The organism is Methylotenera mobilis 13, from assembly GCF_000384255.1.
Taxonomy (GTDB): Bacteria; Pseudomonadota; Gammaproteobacteria; order Burkholderiales; family Methylophilaceae; genus Methylotenera; species Methylotenera mobilis_B.
In genome coordinates this window covers 1,383,555-1,401,268 of sequence record NZ_KB913035.1, presented here as the reverse complement: position 1 = coordinate 1,401,268, position 17,714 = coordinate 1,383,555, and the positions used below count along the sequence as shown (strand labels likewise).

General features: G+C 41.1%; 15 protein-coding genes. 9 read left to right on the top strand and 6 right to left on the bottom strand.

The genetic code is table 11. From position 1 onward, the window contains the following. Positions 1-4 precede the first annotated feature (4 nt). The 4 genes from motA to flhD form a co-directional block, all read right to left on the bottom strand. Positions 5-865, bottom strand: a complete 861-nt coding sequence (gene motA / locus A391_RS0106650) for a flagellar motor stator protein MotA (protein WP_019898270.1) — start codon at positions 863-865, stop codon at positions 5-7. A gap of 226 nt (positions 866-1,091) precedes the next feature. Further along, positions 1,092-1,889, bottom strand: coding sequence for a class I SAM-dependent methyltransferase (locus tag A391_RS0106640; protein ID WP_019898268.1), 798 nt, complete (start codon positions 1,887-1,889; stop codon positions 1,092-1,094). Between the two features lie 135 nt (positions 1,890-2,024). Beyond that, the gene (gene flhC / locus A391_RS0106635) at positions 2,025-2,603 is read right to left on the bottom strand and encodes a flagellar transcriptional regulator FlhC (protein ID WP_019898267.1); all 579 of its coding nucleotides are present in this window, start codon (positions 2,601-2,603) and stop codon (positions 2,025-2,027) included. 40 nt (positions 2,604-2,643) lie between these two features. Then, positions 2,644-2,961, bottom strand: a complete 318-nt coding sequence (flhD, locus tag A391_RS0106630; protein ID WP_019898266.1) for a flagellar transcriptional regulator FlhD — start codon at positions 2,959-2,961, stop codon at positions 2,644-2,646. 659 nt (positions 2,962-3,620) lie between these two features. Between flhD and flhB the strand changes: the two genes are divergently transcribed. From flhB to motD, 7 genes are read left to right on the top strand one after another with little or no spacing between them, the layout of a single operon-like run. After that, positions 3,621-4,808 (top strand): flagellar biosynthesis protein FlhB, encoded by a 1,188-nt coding sequence (gene flhB / locus A391_RS0106625; RefSeq protein ID WP_019898265.1) that lies wholly within the window; start codon positions 3,621-3,623, stop codon positions 4,806-4,808. Further along, the gene (flhA, locus tag A391_RS0106620; RefSeq protein ID WP_019898264.1) at positions 4,808-6,889 is read left to right on the top strand and encodes a flagellar biosynthesis protein FlhA; all 2,082 of its coding nucleotides are present in this window, start codon (positions 4,808-4,810) and stop codon (positions 6,887-6,889) included. The genes flhB and flhA overlap by 1 nt, the downstream gene beginning before the upstream one ends. Beyond that, on the top strand, positions 6,886-8,217 hold the full coding sequence (gene flhF / locus A391_RS0106615) for a flagellar biosynthesis protein FlhF (protein WP_019898263.1): 1,332 nt from the start codon (positions 6,886-6,888) through the stop codon (positions 8,215-8,217). The genes flhA and flhF overlap by 4 nt, the downstream gene beginning before the upstream one ends. Positions 8,218-8,219: 2 nt before the next feature. Then, entirely contained in the window at positions 8,220-9,059 is an 840-nt protein-coding gene (locus A391_RS0106610; protein WP_019898261.1) for a MinD/ParA family ATP-binding protein, read from the top strand. Positions 9,060-9,073: 14 nt separating this feature from the next. Then, on the top strand, positions 9,074-9,808 hold the full coding sequence (locus tag A391_RS0106605) for an RNA polymerase sigma factor FliA (protein ID WP_019898259.1): 735 nt from the start codon (positions 9,074-9,076) through the stop codon (positions 9,806-9,808). After that, a complete protein-coding gene (locus A391_RS0106600; RefSeq protein WP_019898258.1) occupies positions 9,790-10,539 on the top strand; it encodes a flagellar motor protein in 750 nt (249 codons plus the stop codon). The genes A391_RS0106605 and A391_RS0106600 overlap by 19 nt, the downstream gene beginning before the upstream one ends. Positions 10,540-10,564: 25 nt before the next feature. Continuing rightward, positions 10,565-11,428 carry a flagellar motor protein MotD gene (gene motD / locus A391_RS0106595; RefSeq protein ID WP_019898257.1) on the top strand — a complete coding sequence of 288 codons (864 nt, stop codon included), beginning with the start codon at positions 10,565-10,567 and terminating at the stop codon, positions 11,426-11,428. 116 nt (positions 11,429-11,544) lie between these two features. On the opposite strand, the gene A391_RS0106590 is transcribed toward motD, so the two are convergent. Both A391_RS0106590 and typA read right to left on the bottom strand, forming a co-directional pair. Continuing rightward, on the bottom strand, positions 11,545-12,072 hold the full coding sequence (locus A391_RS0106590) for a PepSY domain-containing protein (RefSeq protein WP_019898256.1): 528 nt from the start codon (positions 12,070-12,072) through the stop codon (positions 11,545-11,547). Positions 12,073-12,297: 225 nt separating this feature from the next. Next, a complete protein-coding gene (gene typA, locus A391_RS0106585; protein WP_019898254.1) occupies positions 12,298-14,106 on the bottom strand; it encodes a translational GTPase TypA in 1,809 nt (602 codons plus the stop codon). A 414-nt stretch (positions 14,107-14,520) separates the two neighbouring features. Here typA and A391_RS0106580 point away from each other — a divergent pair, with 414 nt between their 5' ends. Both A391_RS0106580 and A391_RS0106575 read left to right on the top strand, forming a co-directional pair. Next, positions 14,521-16,233 carry a DEAD/DEAH box helicase gene (locus A391_RS0106580; protein WP_019898253.1) on the top strand — a complete coding sequence of 571 codons (1,713 nt, stop codon included), beginning with the start codon at positions 14,521-14,523 and terminating at the stop codon, positions 16,231-16,233. Between the two features lie 36 nt (positions 16,234-16,269). Continuing rightward, positions 16,270-17,655, top strand: coding sequence for a DEAD/DEAH box helicase (locus A391_RS0106575; protein WP_019898249.1), 1,386 nt, complete (start codon positions 16,270-16,272; stop codon positions 17,653-17,655). Positions 17,656-17,714 lie beyond the last annotated feature (59 nt).

Below are 17,714 nucleotides of genomic sequence, written 5' to 3'. Positions count from 1 at the left end.
TCCTCTATTTGCCTTTAGCTTGTTTAACATGTGTTTCAAGTTCAGCAAAACCAGGGCGTTCTGTTGAATAAAGTACCTTACGTCCAAACTCTACGGCGATAGCTGGTGCATATCCATTAAGACTCGCTAGCAGTGTCACTTTAACCGTTTGGTACATTTTTGTACTCTCTTCGAGTTTCTGTTCCAACAAGCCAGAAAGTGGTCCAACGAAACCATAAGCAAGCAAAATACCTAAGAACGTACCTACCAAAGCGTGCGCAATCAGAATACCCAACTCAGCAGGAGGCAAAGCTACGTTCTCCATCGTATGCACAACACCCATCACAGCAGCTACAATACCAAAGGCTGGCAAACCATCCCCCAACTTTGCAATACAATGTGCTGGGACATGCCCTTCCATATGATGCGTTTCAATTTCATTATCCATTAAATTTTCAACTTGAAATGCATCCATATTGCCGGATACCATTAAGCGTAAATAATCTGTAATAAACTCAATTAAATGATGATCATGTTGTAAAGCTGGATATTTACTAAACAAAGGGCTAGCCTCTGGATTCTCAACATCATTCTCGATAGACATCATGCCGTCTTTACGAATTTTAGTCAGAATCTCATATAACAAAGCCAATAAATCCATATAAAGTGCTTTGTTAAACTTCGATCCTTTGAAAATTGTAGGTAAAGCCTTCAGCGTGGCCTTCTGGGCTTTAGTGTCATTACCCACGATAAATGCACCAATTGCACCGCCAAAAATCATAAGCACTTCCAATGGCTGCCATAAGCCACCTAAATGCCCACCTGCAAGCGCGTAGCCCCCAAAAATGGTACCGCAAACTACTACATAACCAATGATTACAAACATACTTACGCACCTCAGGTTCAGATACTACGATTTTCAAACATTCCTAATAGAATAGCCAATATAACGTAATTTAATTACTTGAATAAAGCAATTTTTTCTAACTGCACATCTAATTTACTAAGCACAATCACCCACCAGTCGCCTAGAAGTATTGATATATATCTAATAATCATATGCTTATCTAAAAATCCAACAACACAATTTATAGTAAATACTGACTCACTATTTATTTAACTTTCCAAACATATACCATCTTTTCACGGTCAGTTTGCTGAATAATCTGAGTTGGCTCTACGCCTTCTATATTAAATTCGTAACTCACCAACAAACAACCTGGGCGCATTTGAGCTTGTGCTTTTTGCCATAAATCAGACATTGCAGCAGGTGATAAATAGGCAAAAATAAGATCATAGTTTGCAAAATTTAACAATCGGTAATCACCAATCCTAAAATCCACTTTAGAACGATTAAGTTTTGCACGTACTATACTGATTAGCCAAGGTAATGGTGCTATTTCAATTCCCTCGACTGAACATTCAGGTCTTAGCTTAGCTATATACATAGACATATCTCCTAGACCACTACCTATATCAATGATGCGCATAGGTTGATATTGAGGAATCAATGTTAAGACTTGTTGACGAACGGTGGCTGTAGAGGGAAAAAATGGAACTTGCGTACGAAAAGTTGTCCAGTACAAACTAAGACTAAGCAAAAAGCCTATCAAGTAGATTGTATTGGGCACATGCCACTGAGACATTATCCAAACGGCTAGCGGGAAGAAAAAGTGTATCCAACGCCACCATTTAGCCATATTGGTTATATTAGCAAACCATACAGCAATAGCGGCATGCATCAACACTAGAAACGACAAGAACCACAATGGGAAAGCACTTATCACGTAGAGTGATTGCGACTTAAGTATCCAAGCAAATGAAAATACAAAAAAAAATGCAGTAGCTTGTATTAAAACAGCAAGCGTCGCTGGTTTTAGATTGATTTTATTGAAAAATAACTGCAGCATTTGATGCCAATTTAATTTTCGGTACACACTCACCTCCCCTGTGATGCAGAGCATGTACTGATGTTTTTATTATATTTTTATGTAATTCCAGGCGATCAAAACTCTAACATAATACCAATACATTACAAGCACCCATTAGGCGCTCATTGTTACAACTTTGTAAGTAAGCTCTTTTGCTTTTTTAGTTTTTCCAGCTCTTGAGGGAACGTGACACAGATTGCACACATAACTACCATTCAAATCGTACGCATTGACAATAAAATTGCCGCCACAACAGCTACAGCTTTGCAACTTGAGCATTTTGCTCTCAACAAACCGTACCATCGTCCATGCACGCGTCATCGATAACACAGGTTCAGCACCCTCTTCCGTCTCAACTTGCTGAAGATAAAGACTGTAGGCTTTAATAATTGCATGAATACCAGTTTCACCTGTGTAATCAATCATGAATTTATAAATGTTATAAAAAATAGATGAGTGGATATTAGGCTGCCAAGTCAAAAACCAATCAGTTGAAAATGGCAACATGCCTTTTGGTGGAGAAACACCTTTAAGCTCTTTATAGAGTTTAATTAAACGCTCACGAGACAGGGTAGTTTGAGACTCTAGCAGTTGCAATCTCGCCCCTAATTTAATCATCTGGATAGCAAGCTGGATTTGCTCTGATTCATTTACTACACTTTTTACAGAAGTCACTGAGCTTTTATTTTCCATGATAATTTCCTTCTTAATTTCATCGCTAAAATCAATATACTTAAGCTATTGTTTCAGCAACTTGACCAGACATCAATATTGCAGTGTGTAGATGGGCTTGTGATCGATCTTTTGTATAATTAGTAAGCATACCTAAAATAGCGCCATCATCAAAGCGAAACCTAGCCAGCATGACATTTGCACTACTCAACTTGACCAACTGCATATTACTTAGACCTTCTAAAAGATCTGCGATTTCAGCACTAATACCTAAACGGAAAATTGCGGTAGCTTTGTCAGCCCTAATCAGCTGCTGCGCTAACATTAAATAGTTGAGGTTGGCATCTCTGATTTCCGACATCAATTCTATTTCAGTCATTTTAATTTCCAATTCTAAGTTTATTGCAGTGATTAAAGTATACGAGCTATGGTTAGTTATACTTTGACCCTTTTTAAGGCAATTAACAAGAATCGGTAGTCGGTTTTTTTTGTGAGCGAACAAGAAAAGCCGATGTAGGTGTCTGTCTTACAAACACTTACATCGGCTATGTGAATATTAAATTGTATCTAGCAACTGCACTTAATTAAATCGCAATTAAATACAGATATAAAAATTCTTAACGTTTAAAATCCATCAACAATCCTAAAGTTTTAACAATAAAAACCGTTAAATTGTATAGTTAATAAGACTAAGTCAAATTAGTAAATACAATAACGCTTTCATCCAATAAGTCGTTAACGGCTACAATTTAGAAAACTTTAGGGTAATTTACAAAATAATTTGAGTTATTTTGTAAAAATTAAATAAGCCATTGTTTTTAAACATAAAATAATTTTAATTATTTTGATAAAAAATTTTTAATTATTAAAAACATCAATCAATCGTTCAAAAAAATTTAATCTCAATAAGAAAGCAGGGTTTTCACCTGCTTATTCTCAAGATGTAAGTACACCAATTTAATTAATAATGTGATTACTTGAAAAGTAATCAGTTTTAAAACTAACCTTAAAGACGTTATTTAAGCACCAGGATGCATTATGGCTGAAGAAAGCGATTTAGAGAAAACGGAAGAGGCCTCCCCCAAGCGTTTAGAAAAAGCGCGTGAAGAAGGTGACGTTCCGCGCTCTCGTGAGCTAGCAACGGTGACAGTGCTACTGGCAGCTGGCTTTTCGATGTTAATGATGGGCGCCGACCTAGCTGAAGCGTTAAAACTATCGATGAGTTCAGGGTTAACGCTGGAGCGTGCTTATGCCTACGACCCAATGATACTTTTAATGAAAATATCAGACAACATCTATAACTTATTAATCGCATTCTCACCACTAGCATTGATTTTATTTGTGGTTGCAATAGCATCACCTGCGCTGATTGGTGGCTGGGTATTCAGCGAAAAAGCACTTGCGCCTAAGTTTAGTAAACTTAATCCAATCAATGGATTAAGTAATATGTTCTCTAAAAACTCACTAGCTGAGCTCATTAAGTCTATTGGAAAAGCTATTTTGGTGAGTGTGGTGTCTTATGTCGTGATTGTAAATGACATGGAATCAATTCTTTCACTTTCACTAATGCCTTTAAGCCAAAGTATTGCTGAGGTAAACGATTTATTACTGTTCAGCTTTTTAGCGATTGTAAGCGTTCTTGTTTTTATCGCAGCCATCGATGTGCCTTTTCAGCTATATCAATATGCTGAGAAGCTTAAAATGACGAAAGAAGAAGTAAAGCGTGAGTCTAAAGAGTCTGACGGTAACCCCGAAATTAAATCGAGAATTCGTCAACAGCAGCGAGAAATGTCTAGACGCAGAATGATGTCAGAAATCCCCAATGCGGATGTCGTGATTACGAACCCTACGCATTATGCTGTTGCAATCCAATATAAGGAAGGCGGCATGAAAGCCCCTGTCGTGGTGGCTAAGGGTGCAGATGCCGTGGCGCTTAAGATACGTGAAATCGCTGATGAGCACAAAATTCTTATTGTAGAATCTCCAAAGCTAGCACGTGCGATATACGCACATACTGAACTAGAGCATGAAATCCCAGAAGCTTTGTATACTGCGGTTGCAGAAGTATTGGCTTACGTATTTCAAATGCGTATTTTCAAAAAAGATGGCGGTCATCAACCAGAAGTGCCAAACACGTTACCGGTACCTGACGAGTTGGATCCTCACAGCCTGCTACCACTTCCCAGTGTAGATGATGTGTCAAATGAACCTGGAGCGTTTGCCTAATGAACCCAATTAACTTACCAGCATGGATGACCAATCTAGGCAGCCGCACGGTTGCTGCACCACTCATCATTGTTTTATTGTTATCAATGATGATTCTGCCATTACCAGCTATCGCACTGGATGTGTTATTCAGCTTTAATATTGCACTGTCGATCATGGTATTACTCATTGGATTGCAAACTAAAAAGGCATTGGACTTTATAGCATTCCCTACTGTGTTGTTAGTTACCACTATGCTTCGCTTATCACTCAATGTGGCATCGACTCGCGTTGTACTCACAGAGGGCCATACCGGCCCTGATGCTGCAGGTAAAGTCATTGAGGCATTTGGCCACTTTTTAATTGGTGGTAACTATACGGTTGGTATTGTGGTATTTATTATCTTGACCATTATCAACTTCACTGTTGTGACAAAAGGTGCAGGCCGTATTGCTGAAGTTGGCGCACGGTTTACGTTGGATGCGATGCCAGGTAAACAAATGGCGATTGATGCTGATCTTAACGCAGGGCTCATTGGTGAAGATGAGGCTCGCAAGCGCCGGACTGAAATCAGTCAAGAGTCAGAGTTTTATGGCGCAATGGATGGTGCAAGTAAGTATGTGCGTGGTGATGCAGTTGCAGGTATTTTAGTCACAATCATCAATATTGTTGGTGGGTTGATTGTTGGCATGATTCAACATGGCTTGGCATTTGAAGATGCAGTCAAAATTTACACCCTGCTTGCAATTGGTGATGGTTTAGTTGCTCAAATACCCTCCCTCGTTATTTCTGTAGCAGCCGGCGTGGTTGTATCAAGGGTTGCCAATAGCGAAGACATTGGAGGACAACTAACAACACAATTATTCTCCAATCCTAGAGTGATTTATGTGACAGCTGCGATTGTCGGTGGTATGGGCATTATTCCTGGTATGCCTAATTTTGCATTCATTACATTAGCACTATTCCTTGCAGGTATTGCTTATCTTGTAAGTGAACAACAAAAAGTTGTCAAAGTAGAGCCTGATATTGAAGAGGCACCAATCACTCCATTAGAAGTAGAAGAAGCTAGCTGGGATGATGTGACACCTGTAGATACCGTGGGATTAGAAGTTGGTTATCGTTTAATTCCATTAGTAGATAAATTACAAGGCGGTGATTTACTTAAACGAATTAAAGGATTACGCAAGAAATTTGCTAACGAGATTGGTTTCCTCGCCCCTACCGTTCACATTCGTGACAACCTTGAGTTGAAACCATCTGGTTATCGAATCACTTTAAAAGGGGTTGAAATTGCGACTGGAGAATCTAACTATGGTCAGTACTTAGCCATTGACCCAGGGATGGTGACAGGACCACTTGCAGGACAAATCACAACAGACCCCGCCTTTGGTTTGCCAGCGGTATGGATTGATGCGGGTATCCGTGATGAAGCGCAAAGCATGGGGTACACGGTAGTGGATGCTGGTACTGTTATCGCAACACACTTAAACCATATTATTTCAATGCATGCAGCAGAGCTATTAGGTCGCCAAGAGGTACAGCAGCTACTGGATCATATTAGCAAAGAGTCTCCAAAACTAGTTGAAGATTTAGTACCTAAACTCATGCCTCTGGCAGTTGTGCAAAAAGTACTACAGAACCTCCTAGTAGAGGGTGTTCATATTAGAGACATGCGAACAATTGTTGAAACGCTTTCAGAACATGCAAGCCAGACTCAAGATACAAATGATTTAACAGCATTAGTACGCGTACAACTAGGCCGTGCAATCGTACAACAACTGTTCCCTACAGGCAACGAAGTAACAGTCATGTCACTTGATAACAACTTGGAACGACTGCTCCTACAAGCCATGCAAAATAACACCGGTGGCTCAGCAATGGAACCTGGCATGGCAGAGACGCTATCAAGACAAGCTGAAGAAGCTGCAAGACAGCAAGAGCAAATGGGCTTAACCCCAGTACTATTAGTTTCTGCACCTCTCAGAGCTGCACTTGCTAAATTCCTGCGTCGCGCTGTACCTAACTTACGTGTACTTTCACACGAAGAGTTACCTGATTCAAAAACAATCCGCGTCACTAGCCTTATTGGAGGTTCTGCATGAACATTAAACGATTTTTCGGTAAAAGCTCACGCGAAGCACTGACCATGGTCCGTAAGGAGTTAGGTGATGATGCGGTCATTCTTTCCAATAGAGCAGTTTCCGGTGGCAATGAGATTATGGCCTTCAGAGAAGATGAGATGAATGCAATGATGAACGGTGAAAAAGCAGTGCATGCGTTTAACTATGATCAAGCTAAACATGATGACGAACCAACAGCATTATTATCATTACTGAACAAAAAAATAGCAGAAGAGCATCAGCGCGTTGATGCTAAAAAAATTGATAGCCACTTAAAAGACTCAAATACACAAACACACACTCACGATGCTGATCCTAGCGACACAAGCAACGTTGCTACTAGCAAACAAATGGCACTCATGTTAAATGAAATGCGCAGTATGCGTAATGTCATTGAATCTCAACTTGCCACGATCGCTTGGAGTAATATCCAACAACGTGAACCAATTAAGTCTGAAATGCTTGGAGCTTTACTAAGCGCTGGTTTTAGCCCTGCATTATCAAGATATTTAGCAGAAAAACTACCTGCAAACTTGGATAGCAAAAAAGCAAATGCTTGGGTGAAGCATATTCTAGGTAAAAATCTAACGACAATAGAAAATGAGACAGAGGTACTGGACCAAGGCGGAGTATTTGCCTTAATTGGCCCTACTGGTGTAGGTAAAACGACGACGACAGCAAAACTTGCAGCTCGTTATGTGATGAAACATGGCACTCAGAACTTAGGCTTAATTACAACGGATGCATATCGGGTTGGTGGTCATGAACAACTACGCATCTATGGCAAGATTTTAGGTGTAATGGTTTATGCAGTTAAAGATGAAACCGATCTCGCAATTGCGCTCAATGAATTGAAAAATAAACACACTATTTTAATAGACACGGTCGGCGTTAGTCAGCGTGACCGCATGGTAACAGAGCAAACTGCCCTGCTTTCCAGCAGCAAGACAACCATAAAAAAACTACTTTGCTTAAACGCAACGAATACCGGTGAAACATTAACTGATGTAATTATGGCATATAAAGGAAAAGGCCTTGATGGCTGCATCATTACCAAATTAGATGAAGCTGCCACAATCGGCAGCGCGCTGGATGTAATTATTCGCGAAAAATTAAAACTATATTATGTTACTAGTGGGCAGCGTGTTCCCGAAGACATCAATTTAGCCAACAAAACTGAGCTGATTTCTTTAGCATTAAACTTGAAAACACCTGCAAACCGTCCATTTCAATTCTTGGCTGAAGAGTTGCCATTTGTAGCAGGACAAGCACGAGTCACAGGCAACATCTCGCAATTAGCGGAGATTTAATCATGTCAAACTTCAATAGCAATCACATACACAATGATCAAGCTGCAGGATTAAGACGTATCATGGCAAAACCAAAGCCTAGAGTGGTGTCGGTTTTATCTGCTTCGCCCTCTCAAGTTCAACCTCGTTTAATTACAAACCTTGCAGCTTCTATAGTGAGCCAAGGTAGCGAAGTGCTTGTCATGCATGCGTCAGAAAGCACATTTGAGCGCAGTTATGAGTTAGATCAGTCGCCTTCCCTTCTTGATGTTATTCTAGAAAAACATACCTTGCAGCAAGCAGTTAAATTAACTAGCCACGGCTTCTCTAGTGTAAGGTTAATGCAAAAAAACCTGCTAAACAGTGCAAATAACAATCATACAACCAGTCAGCTTAATCTTCTTTTTAACCAATTAGCTCAGCAATACGATATGGTATTAGTAGATACCATGCTGACCAAAACTAACGTACTACCTTTGCACAAACTGAATGAAAGTGAGATTATCATTCAACTCACTCGTAAGCCAGAATCTATTACACAAGCGTACTCACTGATTAAACTGCTATGCAATGAACTAGGTAGACGTTCTTTTGGTATCATTGTAGATGACTCAACAGATGCGCAAGCACAAATAGTATTTGGTAATATATCGCAGGTGGCAAAACGTTTTATGCAAATTGAATTGGATTTTTTTGGGGCGATACCTACTGACAGCCATTTAAACCGCGCCTCAAAATTAGGCCGCTCTGTGATTGATGCATTTCCGTTTGCGTCAGCATCCACAGCATTGAAACAAATTGCGCAACGCTTAGATTACAAGCATGATAATATTTTTAACAATAAGCAGGCATCATACAACTAAGCTAAAGACGATTTATGTACACAGCGCATGGAAAAAAAGATCAAAAAGACGTTTTGCTGGATCAGCATGCTATCTTAGTTAAAAAACTTGCTTATCAATTAAAAGCCAAGCTCCCTCCAAGTGTAGAGCTTGATGATTTAATTCAAGCAGGCATGATGGGGTTATTAGATGCGGTTAACCGCTACGAGGACACCCATGGTGCCCAATTTGAAACCTATGCCGCACAAAGAATCAGAGGCTCAATGCTGGATGAGTTGCGTAGTACGGATTGGTTACCGCGTAGTATCCGTAAGAACATGCGTGATGTTGAGCATGCAATTAGCCAACTGGAGCAACAACTAGGTCAACCCCCTACTGAAAATGATGTAGCTAAAAAACTTAATTTATCACTCGCTGATTACCATGAAATGCTAGGTGATTGTAGTGGGCACCAACTCGTTTACTACGAAGACTTTCATGAAGCTGATAGCGGAGAACACTTCTTAGATCGCTTTCAAACTGACAACGATAGTGACCCGATTAAAGGCTTACTAATTGGCGACTTCAGAGATGCTTTGATTGCAGCAATTAATTCCCTGCCTGAACGAGAAAAAATCTTGCTGGGTTTATATTACGAACAAGAATTAAACTTAAAAGAAATTGGTGCGGTAATGAGCGTTTCAGAATCCCGTGTATGTCAATTACATAGCCAGGCAGTTGCAAGACTGCGTGCTAACTTAAGAGAGAAGTCATGGACTGGGGCAGCGTAATTGGTCTAATCCTTGCTGTTGCGGGGATTATATTAGGACAAAAACTTGAAGGCGGAAACGTTGGCTCGCTATTGCAGTTTGCAGCTTTTCTTATCGTAATGTTCGGCACTTTTGGTGCAGTACTTGTACAAACACCAACCAAGACGTTCATTCAAGGTTTGAAAATGCTAAAAAAAGTATTTAAAAAACCAGTTGATGACAAAAGAGAATTGATCAAACGCATATTAGTCTGGAGCAATTTTGCCCGTAAAGAAGGTATTTTCATGCTTGAGCCTTTTTTAAAAAGGGAAACTGATCCATTTATTATCAAAGGCATGCGATTGATGATTGATGGTACGCCACCAGAAAAAATTCGCGAGATATGTGCGATTGATATCTACTTTCATGAAGTTCAAATGCGCAGTGCTGCGAAAGTTTGGGATGCAGCCGGAGGCTATGCGCCAACCGTAGGAATTCTGGGGGCTGTATTGGGCCTAATTCATGTGATGGAAAACTTATCCGACCCAAGCAAGCTAGGTAGCGGTATTGCAGTTGCTTTTGTGGCCACTATTTATGGAGTTGGATTTGCCAATTTGATATTTTTACCTATTGCAAACAAATTAAAAGCACACATTCAATCAGAATTAAAAACGCATGAAATGTTACTCAACGCATGGGTATCGATAGCTAATGGCGATCATCCTAGAATCGTTGAGGAACGCTTAGATAGTTACTTAGATAAACCACACTAGCAACCGATCAACTTAAATACAAATTATGTCGAAACTCATCCGTAAGAGAGTAGAAGAGGATCAAGACAACCATGATCGATGGCTAGTCTCTTATGCTGACTTTATCACGCTTTTATTCGCATTTTTTGTTGTTATGTACTCCATTTCCTCTGTAGAAATAGGTAAATACAAACAACTCACTAACTCTATCGGCACAGCTTTTAGCGGTAACGGTAGCTCTGGCGTCAACCAGACAAGTACAGAAAAAGGCCTCGGCGCGCGAGGAGTGACAGAAACCAAGACCAGTTCTATCATTAAGCCACTCCCACTAAGCCATTTATATACAGAAAAAATGCGCAGAGAACGTGACTCCATGGCCAAAACGGGTGCTGAAGTATCAAACAAACTGGCGCCAATGATTGCTGAAGGAAAAATTCAAGTGATTCAAACTAGCCGTGGTATCCGTATTGATATACAAGATAACTTGCTATTTAGTGCTGGCTCTGCTGATTTATCAACAGCAGCCAACGCAATCATCAGCGAAATTGTTCCCTTAATTAAAGATAATCAACGCAAAATACAGGTGGAGGGTCACACAGACAACACGCCTATTCATAACACTACATTCTTCTCTAACTGGGAACTTTCTGCAGTGCGCGCTAGCAGTGTTGTGAGATTACTAAGCACTTTAGGTATCAGCGAACAACGCTTAAGTGCAACGGGTCTAGGCGCATCACAACCAATCAGCGAAAATGAAACAGAGTCAGGACGCGCAAAAAACAGGCGTGTATCTATCATCATTACCTACGAAGTCCCTACGCAGGAAGACACATCTAATGTCATTGCACCTCAAGCATCTGCTCTACCACCGCAAGCACCGCCAACTGTGCTAAAAAACCTCACTAAGTAATACCCAAAGCTTTCTGAGTGTAATAGTGTTGTTTTTTGCATTGGCTAATAATGGAGTAATTTCATCAACAAAAAAGCCAGCTTTCGCTGGCTTTTAATTTGCACAAAATCGATTAATTACTCTTTACCGATTTGGTATTCTTCGTAGCTAACTTCAACAATCTTGCCAGTAGTCGCATCAACCTCGACTTTAATTTCTTCTTTATCGCCTTCTAAAATATCAAACTCGTATGAAGCTTTACCATCTGACTCAAGCTCATACTCTGTTTCTACTACAGTGCCAGGATGTGCAGCTAGCGCTGTAGCTTTAGCATCAGCTTCACTTACTTTAGCAAGTGCTTTAAATCTAGCGTCGTCAGCCTTAACCTCCTCCTCAACTTCTATTACTTTGCCAGTTTTAGCATTGCACTCAACATCCCATGCTTTACCATCTGCAGTTTCAATATCAAACTCGTAAACACCAACTTTTTTCTCTGACTTGAACTCTGTCTTTACAATAGTACCTTCGTGTTTAGTTAATGCTGCTTTTACGCACTTGCCCAAGCTGTCGTAAGCCTTAGGTTTAATCGTGTCATGGCCAGCAACAGCAGAGTTCGCAAAAAATACAGCGGCTATTAAAGTAGAGCCTAAAGATAAACGAAACATAATTAACTCCTATTATTGTTAGTGAAGTATAAAAATAAGTACTTAAGTAAATCTATTACTATTTTCTAATTTTACCAAACAAGCACTAACCATTTGATTGATTTACAAAACTATTACATTTCTGGTTGTAATCAACCAATATCAGGCGTCTATCCATCCAAAATGTACGAACAAACAATAAAAAACCCAGCACTAGGCTGGGTTTCAAAACTTTCAACTAATTAATTAGTCTTTTGATGCACGTTTACGCTCATGTTCAAGCAAGTAACGTTTACGGATACGAATCGTTTTAGGGGTAATTTCCACCAATTCATCATCATCAATAAACTCAACTGCTGATTCTAAAGATAATGCTATTGGCGTAATCAAGCGCACAGCTTCATCAGTTCCTGATGAACGAATGTTTGTCAGTTGTTTACCTTTAATCGGGTTAACAATCAAATCGTTATCACGACTGTGAATACCAATTACCATACCTTCATATAACTTGTCGCCTGGTACTGAGAACATTTTACCGCGATCTTGCAACTTCCAAAGCGCATAAGCCACAGCTTCACCATTTTCAGCTGAAATCAACACGCCGTTACGGCGGCCAGGCATATCAGCTTTAACTGGTGCATATTCATCAAACACATGACCCATCAAACCTGTACCACGTGTCATTGTTAAGAATTCACCTTGGAAACCAATCAAACCACGCGCTGGGATTCTATATTCCAAACGTGTACGGCCATTACCATCAGACTCCATATTTTGCATTTCACCACGACGACGGCCTAACTCCTCCATCGCAGCACCTTGATGCTCATCTTCTAAGTCAACGGTAAGAATTTCATATGGCTCACATTTTTCACCATTAATTTCACGGTAAACAACTTTTGGTTTACCTACTGCCATCTCGAAACCTTCGCGACGCATATTTTCAAGCAGGATCGTTAAGTGCAACTCACCACGACCAGAAACACGGAACACGTCAGCATCTTCAGTATCTTCAACACGTAGAGCAACGTTGACTAAAAGCTCTTTAGTTAAACGGTCACGAATTTGACGTGAAGTCACAAACTTACCTTCAGTACCAGCTAATGGTGAAGTGTTCACCATAAAGTCCATGGTCAATGTAGGCTCATCGACACCTAAATGTGGCAAACCAACTGGGTTTTCACGGTCACAAATAGTGAAACCAATACCAATATCATCTAAACCTGAAATAATCACAATGTCGCCAGCTTCTGCTTCTTCAACAGGCACACGCTCCAAACCACGGAAACCAAGCACTTGGTTGATTTTACCCGTAGCGATTTGTTTTGTTTCATTCATGACAGTTACTGCTTGGCCTGGTCTGATTTTACCGTTAGTAATACGACCAATACCCAAACGACCTGTGTAAGTTGAGTAATCTAATGCTGAAACTTGCAACTGTAAAGGTGCATTGCTATCACCAGCTGGTGGCGCAACGTGGCTTAAAATCGTTTCGAATAAAGCGCGCATGTTATCGCTAGGTTTATTCATATCTAACATTGCATAGCCATTAATTGCTGATGCATATACCACTGGGAAGTCTAATTGCTCATCTGTTGCACCTAAGTTTGCAAACAAATCAAATGTTTGATTCACTACCCAGTCAGTACGTGCACCAGGACGGTCTACTTTATTAATCACAACGATTGGTTTTAAACCAAGTGCCAATGCTTTTTTAGTCACAAAACGTGTTTGTGGCATCGGGCCTTCTACAGCATCAACCAACAGAACAACGCCGTCTACCATACCTAATACACGCTCAACCTCACCACCGAAGTCCGCATGGCCTGGGGTGTCCACAACGTTAATGTGCGTACCTTCGTAATTAAGCGCAGTGTTTTTTGCCAAAATAGTAATGCCGCGTTCTTTTTCAATATCGCCACTGTCCATCACACGCTCAGACACTGTCTGGTGAGATGTAAATGTACCTGCTTGATGTAGAAGTTTATCAACCATAGTTGTTTTACCATGGTCAACGTGGGCAATAATTGCGATATTTCTTAAATTACGAGACATTGTCTTGCTACCAGTTCATTGAAAGGCGGCGATTTTAACACATTAAGCCCTAAGAATGATTTAACTATCTACAAATAAAGTAAAAAACACTTTGACAAAGTGTAATTAATGCATATAATGCGCACAACTTAGAACTTTAAATAGCTTAACAAATAGCTCTAAAGGTTTTAGATTCATCGCCCTGACCCTCAGTCACTCGTGAAATTTTGAAGTGACTATCTTTAGATTTAATATTAAATCTATCTTTACTGGTTAGCGGCTATGCCCGTGCGCTGGTAAATAAAGCATCTCGAAACTATATATTTGAAATTTGCTTTTTGCGTTATGTTGTTTTTACAACATCACTGTAAACATACATGTATTTGCTCGCGCCCTTTTATTGTTTTTATAAAACTGCTTTTGAAAGGGACTATCTTGTCTTTTGAATCATTAAATCTACACCCTACTATTATTCGTGCGTTAGAGGAATCAGGCTATACAGCCCCAACCCCTATTCAAGCACAAGCAATTCCAGTTGTGACAGAAGGTCACGACTTGATGGCTTCAGCACAAACTGGTACAGGTAAAACTGCAGCATTTATGCTGCCAGCACTAAACTTACTAGCAACACCGCACGAATCTAAAAGCCGTGGCCCACGTATTTTGATCCTTGTACCGACACGTGAACTTGCAACACAAGTGAACGAAGCTGCACGTAAATACGGTAAATTCATCCGTGCACGTACTGTAAGTATCGTAGGTGGCATGCCTTACCCACTACAAAACAAACTATTATCACAACCGCTAGATATTTTAGTAGCAACGCCAGGCCGTCTATTGGACCATATGGAACGTGGCCGTATTGATCTGTCACGTCTACAAATGTTGATATTAGATGAAGCTGACCGTATGTTAGACATGGGTTTCTTACCTGATGTTGAACGTATTTGCGAGCAACTCTCTGCAGAGCGTCAAACATTATTGTTCTCAGCAACGCTAGATGGTGACATCGCACGTATTGCGAACAAAATCCTTAAAAATCCTAAAACAATTCAAGTAGCAGCTCAACGTGAAAAACACGCAAACATCGAGCAACGCTTGCACTTTGTGGATGACATGACACACAAAAACAAACTTCTTGAGCATTTATTAATTGCGCCTGAAGTGAATCAAGCCATCATTTTCACAAGCACAAAACGTCACGCTGATGTGTTAGCTGAAGATTTATATGCAGCTGGCCATAAAACAGCTGCACTTCACGGTGATATGACACAAGGTGCACGTAACCGTACATTGACTAAATTACGTCATGGTGATGTAAAAATCTTGGTAGCGACTGACGTTGCTGCACGTGGTATCGACGTACACGGCATTACACACGTTATCAATTACGATCTACCTAAATTTGCTGAAGACTATGTACACCGTATCGGCCGTACTGGTCGTGCTGGCAACACTGGTATCGCCATTTCATTCGCGTCGAACATGGATCGACATATTCTGCGCAAAATCGAACAATTCACTGGTAACACTATGTCACCAGCAGTGATTGAAGGCTTTGAACCAAAACGTGCCATGAAGATGGATGGTCCTAGCGGCAGCCGTCGTGATGGTCATAAACCAGGCGGTCGTGGTGGCTTTAAACCGCGTGATGACCGCGGTGGTTACAAAGGTCGTGATGATCGCAATGGCGCTAGCCGTGATAGCGCGCCTCGTAGCGAAAACCGTTTTGAAAACCGCGGCAATCGCGACTCAGCACCACGTGAAGCAAATGGTAATTCAGCTGGCTATGCGCCAAAACCTGAATTTAATCGTTCAGAAAGACCATCTGGCGACCGTGCACGTAGCTTTGGCGACCGAGCAGCGTTTGATAAATCTGGTGACCGTAGCCGTGGTAACAACGCTGGCACACCTAACCGTAGTTTTGGCGACAGCGTAGCTTTCGGTAAAAAACCTTACTCACGCGACGGTCAACGTAGCGAAGGCCGTTCTGATCGTGGTGCAGCACCTGCTGCACGTCGTGATGGTGCTCGTAGTGACAGCCGTCCTGCTGGTCGTAGCGATAGCCGTGCTCCAACACGTGCTTTTGCTGGCGCTAATGCAGGTGCAGGCACTGGTGCACCACGTCGCTCACGTAGTTTTGCATAATTTAAGTAAAGACTTTAATTGAACAGTATCCAACAAATGACAGAAATCGTAACGACTGACAGCCCAAGTTTCAGCACATTAGGACTCGCACCTGAGCTCTTACGTGCATTAACTGAATCTGGTTACACTACTCCCACACCAATTCAGGCACAGGCTATACCTGTTGCCTTGGCTGGGGGTGATGTAATGGCAGGGGCGCAAACAGGCACAGGTAAAACTGCGGCATTTGCGCTTCCCCTACTACAGAAGTTATTACCGCTAGCCAATAGTAGCACTTCTCCTGCAAAGCACCCCGTGCGCGCGTTAATTTTAACGCCAACACGTGAGCTTGCAATACAGGTGGAAGAAAGCGTTAAAGCGTATGCTAAGCACACGCAATTGCGCTCACTCGTTGTGTATGGTGGCGTAGATATCAAAACACAGACACCCCACCTTAAAACTGGCATAGAAGTGTTGGTAGCGACGCCTGGCCGTTTGTTGGATCATATTGAACAAAAAACTCTGCAACTCAACCAAGTACAAATGTTAATACTTGATGAAGCAGACAGAATGCTAGACATGGGCTTCATGCCTGATTTGAAACGCATCTTGGCACTATTGCCAAAACAGCGTCAGAATTTGATGTTTTCAGCGACATTCTCAAACGAAATAAAAAAATTAGCAGATGATTTTTTAACAAAGCCTCAACTGATTGAAGTTGCACGCAGCAATGCGACCAACGACAATGTGACGCAAAAAGTATATCAAGTTGCGCAGTCAGATAAAGAAGCTTTGCTGATTCAGCTACTAAAAGAAGCCGATGCGAAACAAGTCATCGTATTCACCAAAACAAAATTAACGGCGAGCCGTTTAAGTCGTAGCCTAGTACGCGAAGGCATTGCGGCAGATGCTATTCATGGCGATAAAAATCAACAAGAACGCATTAAAGCATTAGATGCTTTTAAAGCAGGCACTGTCACTGCGCTGATTGCAACTGATGTTGCGGCGCGTGGTTTAGATATTAGTGAACTACCGATGGTGATTAACTATGAAATCCCAAGCGCGCCAGAAGACTATGTACATCGTATTGGCCGTACTGGACGAGCAGGCGCAAGTGGTGTTGCCATTTCATTTGTTAGCGATGATGAAGAGAAATATCTCGTGGAGATCGAGAAGTTAATCAAGCGCCAAATTACCAAAGAAACGGTAGCGCTAGATAAACCGAAATCAGCGTCACGCACACGTAGTCACGCAAGCAATCAGGTAAAAGAGCAAGAAGCACCTACCAGACGCTTACCTGCTAAGAAAAAAAGTGCTGACCCATGGTTTGATAAGCCATATGAACCAAGTACACAACAAAATAACGTGATAGCTACTAGACAAATTAACACCAAAAAGGCGCCTGTGGCGGCATTGCTTGGTGGACTGTTATCTAGAAAGTAATTAATCTTTTTGAGTTACGCGGGCCATTAGTGCCCAGCTAAAAAGGGGCACTAATGGCC

Bases quoted from the DNA above. Each gene is read 5' to 3' on its own strand.
- flhF (WP_019898263.1), top strand. From the start codon at position 6,886: ATGAACATTAAACGATTTTTCGGTAAAAGCTCACGCGAAGCACTGACC.
- A391_RS0106610 (WP_019898261.1), top strand. From the start codon at position 8,220: ATGTCAAACTTCAATAGCAATCACATACACAATGATCAAGCTGCAGGA.
- flhC (WP_019898267.1), bottom strand. From the start codon at position 2,603: ATGGAAAATAAAAGCTCAGTGACTTCTGTAAAAAGTGTAGTAAATGAA.
- A391_RS0106605 (WP_019898259.1), top strand. From the start codon at position 9,074: ATGTACACAGCGCATGGAAAAAAAGATCAAAAAGACGTTTTGCTGGAT.
- A391_RS0106640 (WP_019898268.1), bottom strand. From the start codon at position 1,889: ATGCTGCAGTTATTTTTCAATAAAATCAATCTAAAACCAGCGACGCTT.
- motD (WP_019898257.1), top strand. From the start codon at position 10,565: ATGTCGAAACTCATCCGTAAGAGAGTAGAAGAGGATCAAGACAACCAT.
- typA (WP_019898254.1), bottom strand. From the start codon at position 14,106: ATGTCTCGTAATTTAAGAAATATCGCAATTATTGCCCACGTTGACCAT.
- A391_RS0106590 (WP_019898256.1), bottom strand. From the start codon at position 12,072: ATGTTTCGTTTATCTTTAGGCTCTACTTTAATAGCCGCTGTATTTTTT.
- A391_RS0106600 (WP_019898258.1), top strand. From the start codon at position 9,790: ATGGACTGGGGCAGCGTAATTGGTCTAATCCTTGCTGTTGCGGGGATT.
- flhD (WP_019898266.1), bottom strand. From the start codon at position 2,961: ATGACTGAAATAGAATTGATGTCGGAAATCAGAGATGCCAACCTCAAC.
- flhA (WP_019898264.1), top strand. From the start codon at position 4,808: ATGAACCCAATTAACTTACCAGCATGGATGACCAATCTAGGCAGCCGC.
- A391_RS0106575 (WP_019898249.1), top strand. From the start codon at position 16,270: ATGACAGAAATCGTAACGACTGACAGCCCAAGTTTCAGCACATTAGGA.
- motA (WP_019898270.1), bottom strand. From the start codon at position 865: ATGTTTGTAATCATTGGTTATGTAGTAGTTTGCGGTACCATTTTTGGG.
- flhB (WP_019898265.1), top strand. From the start codon at position 3,621: ATGGCTGAAGAAAGCGATTTAGAGAAAACGGAAGAGGCCTCCCCCAAG.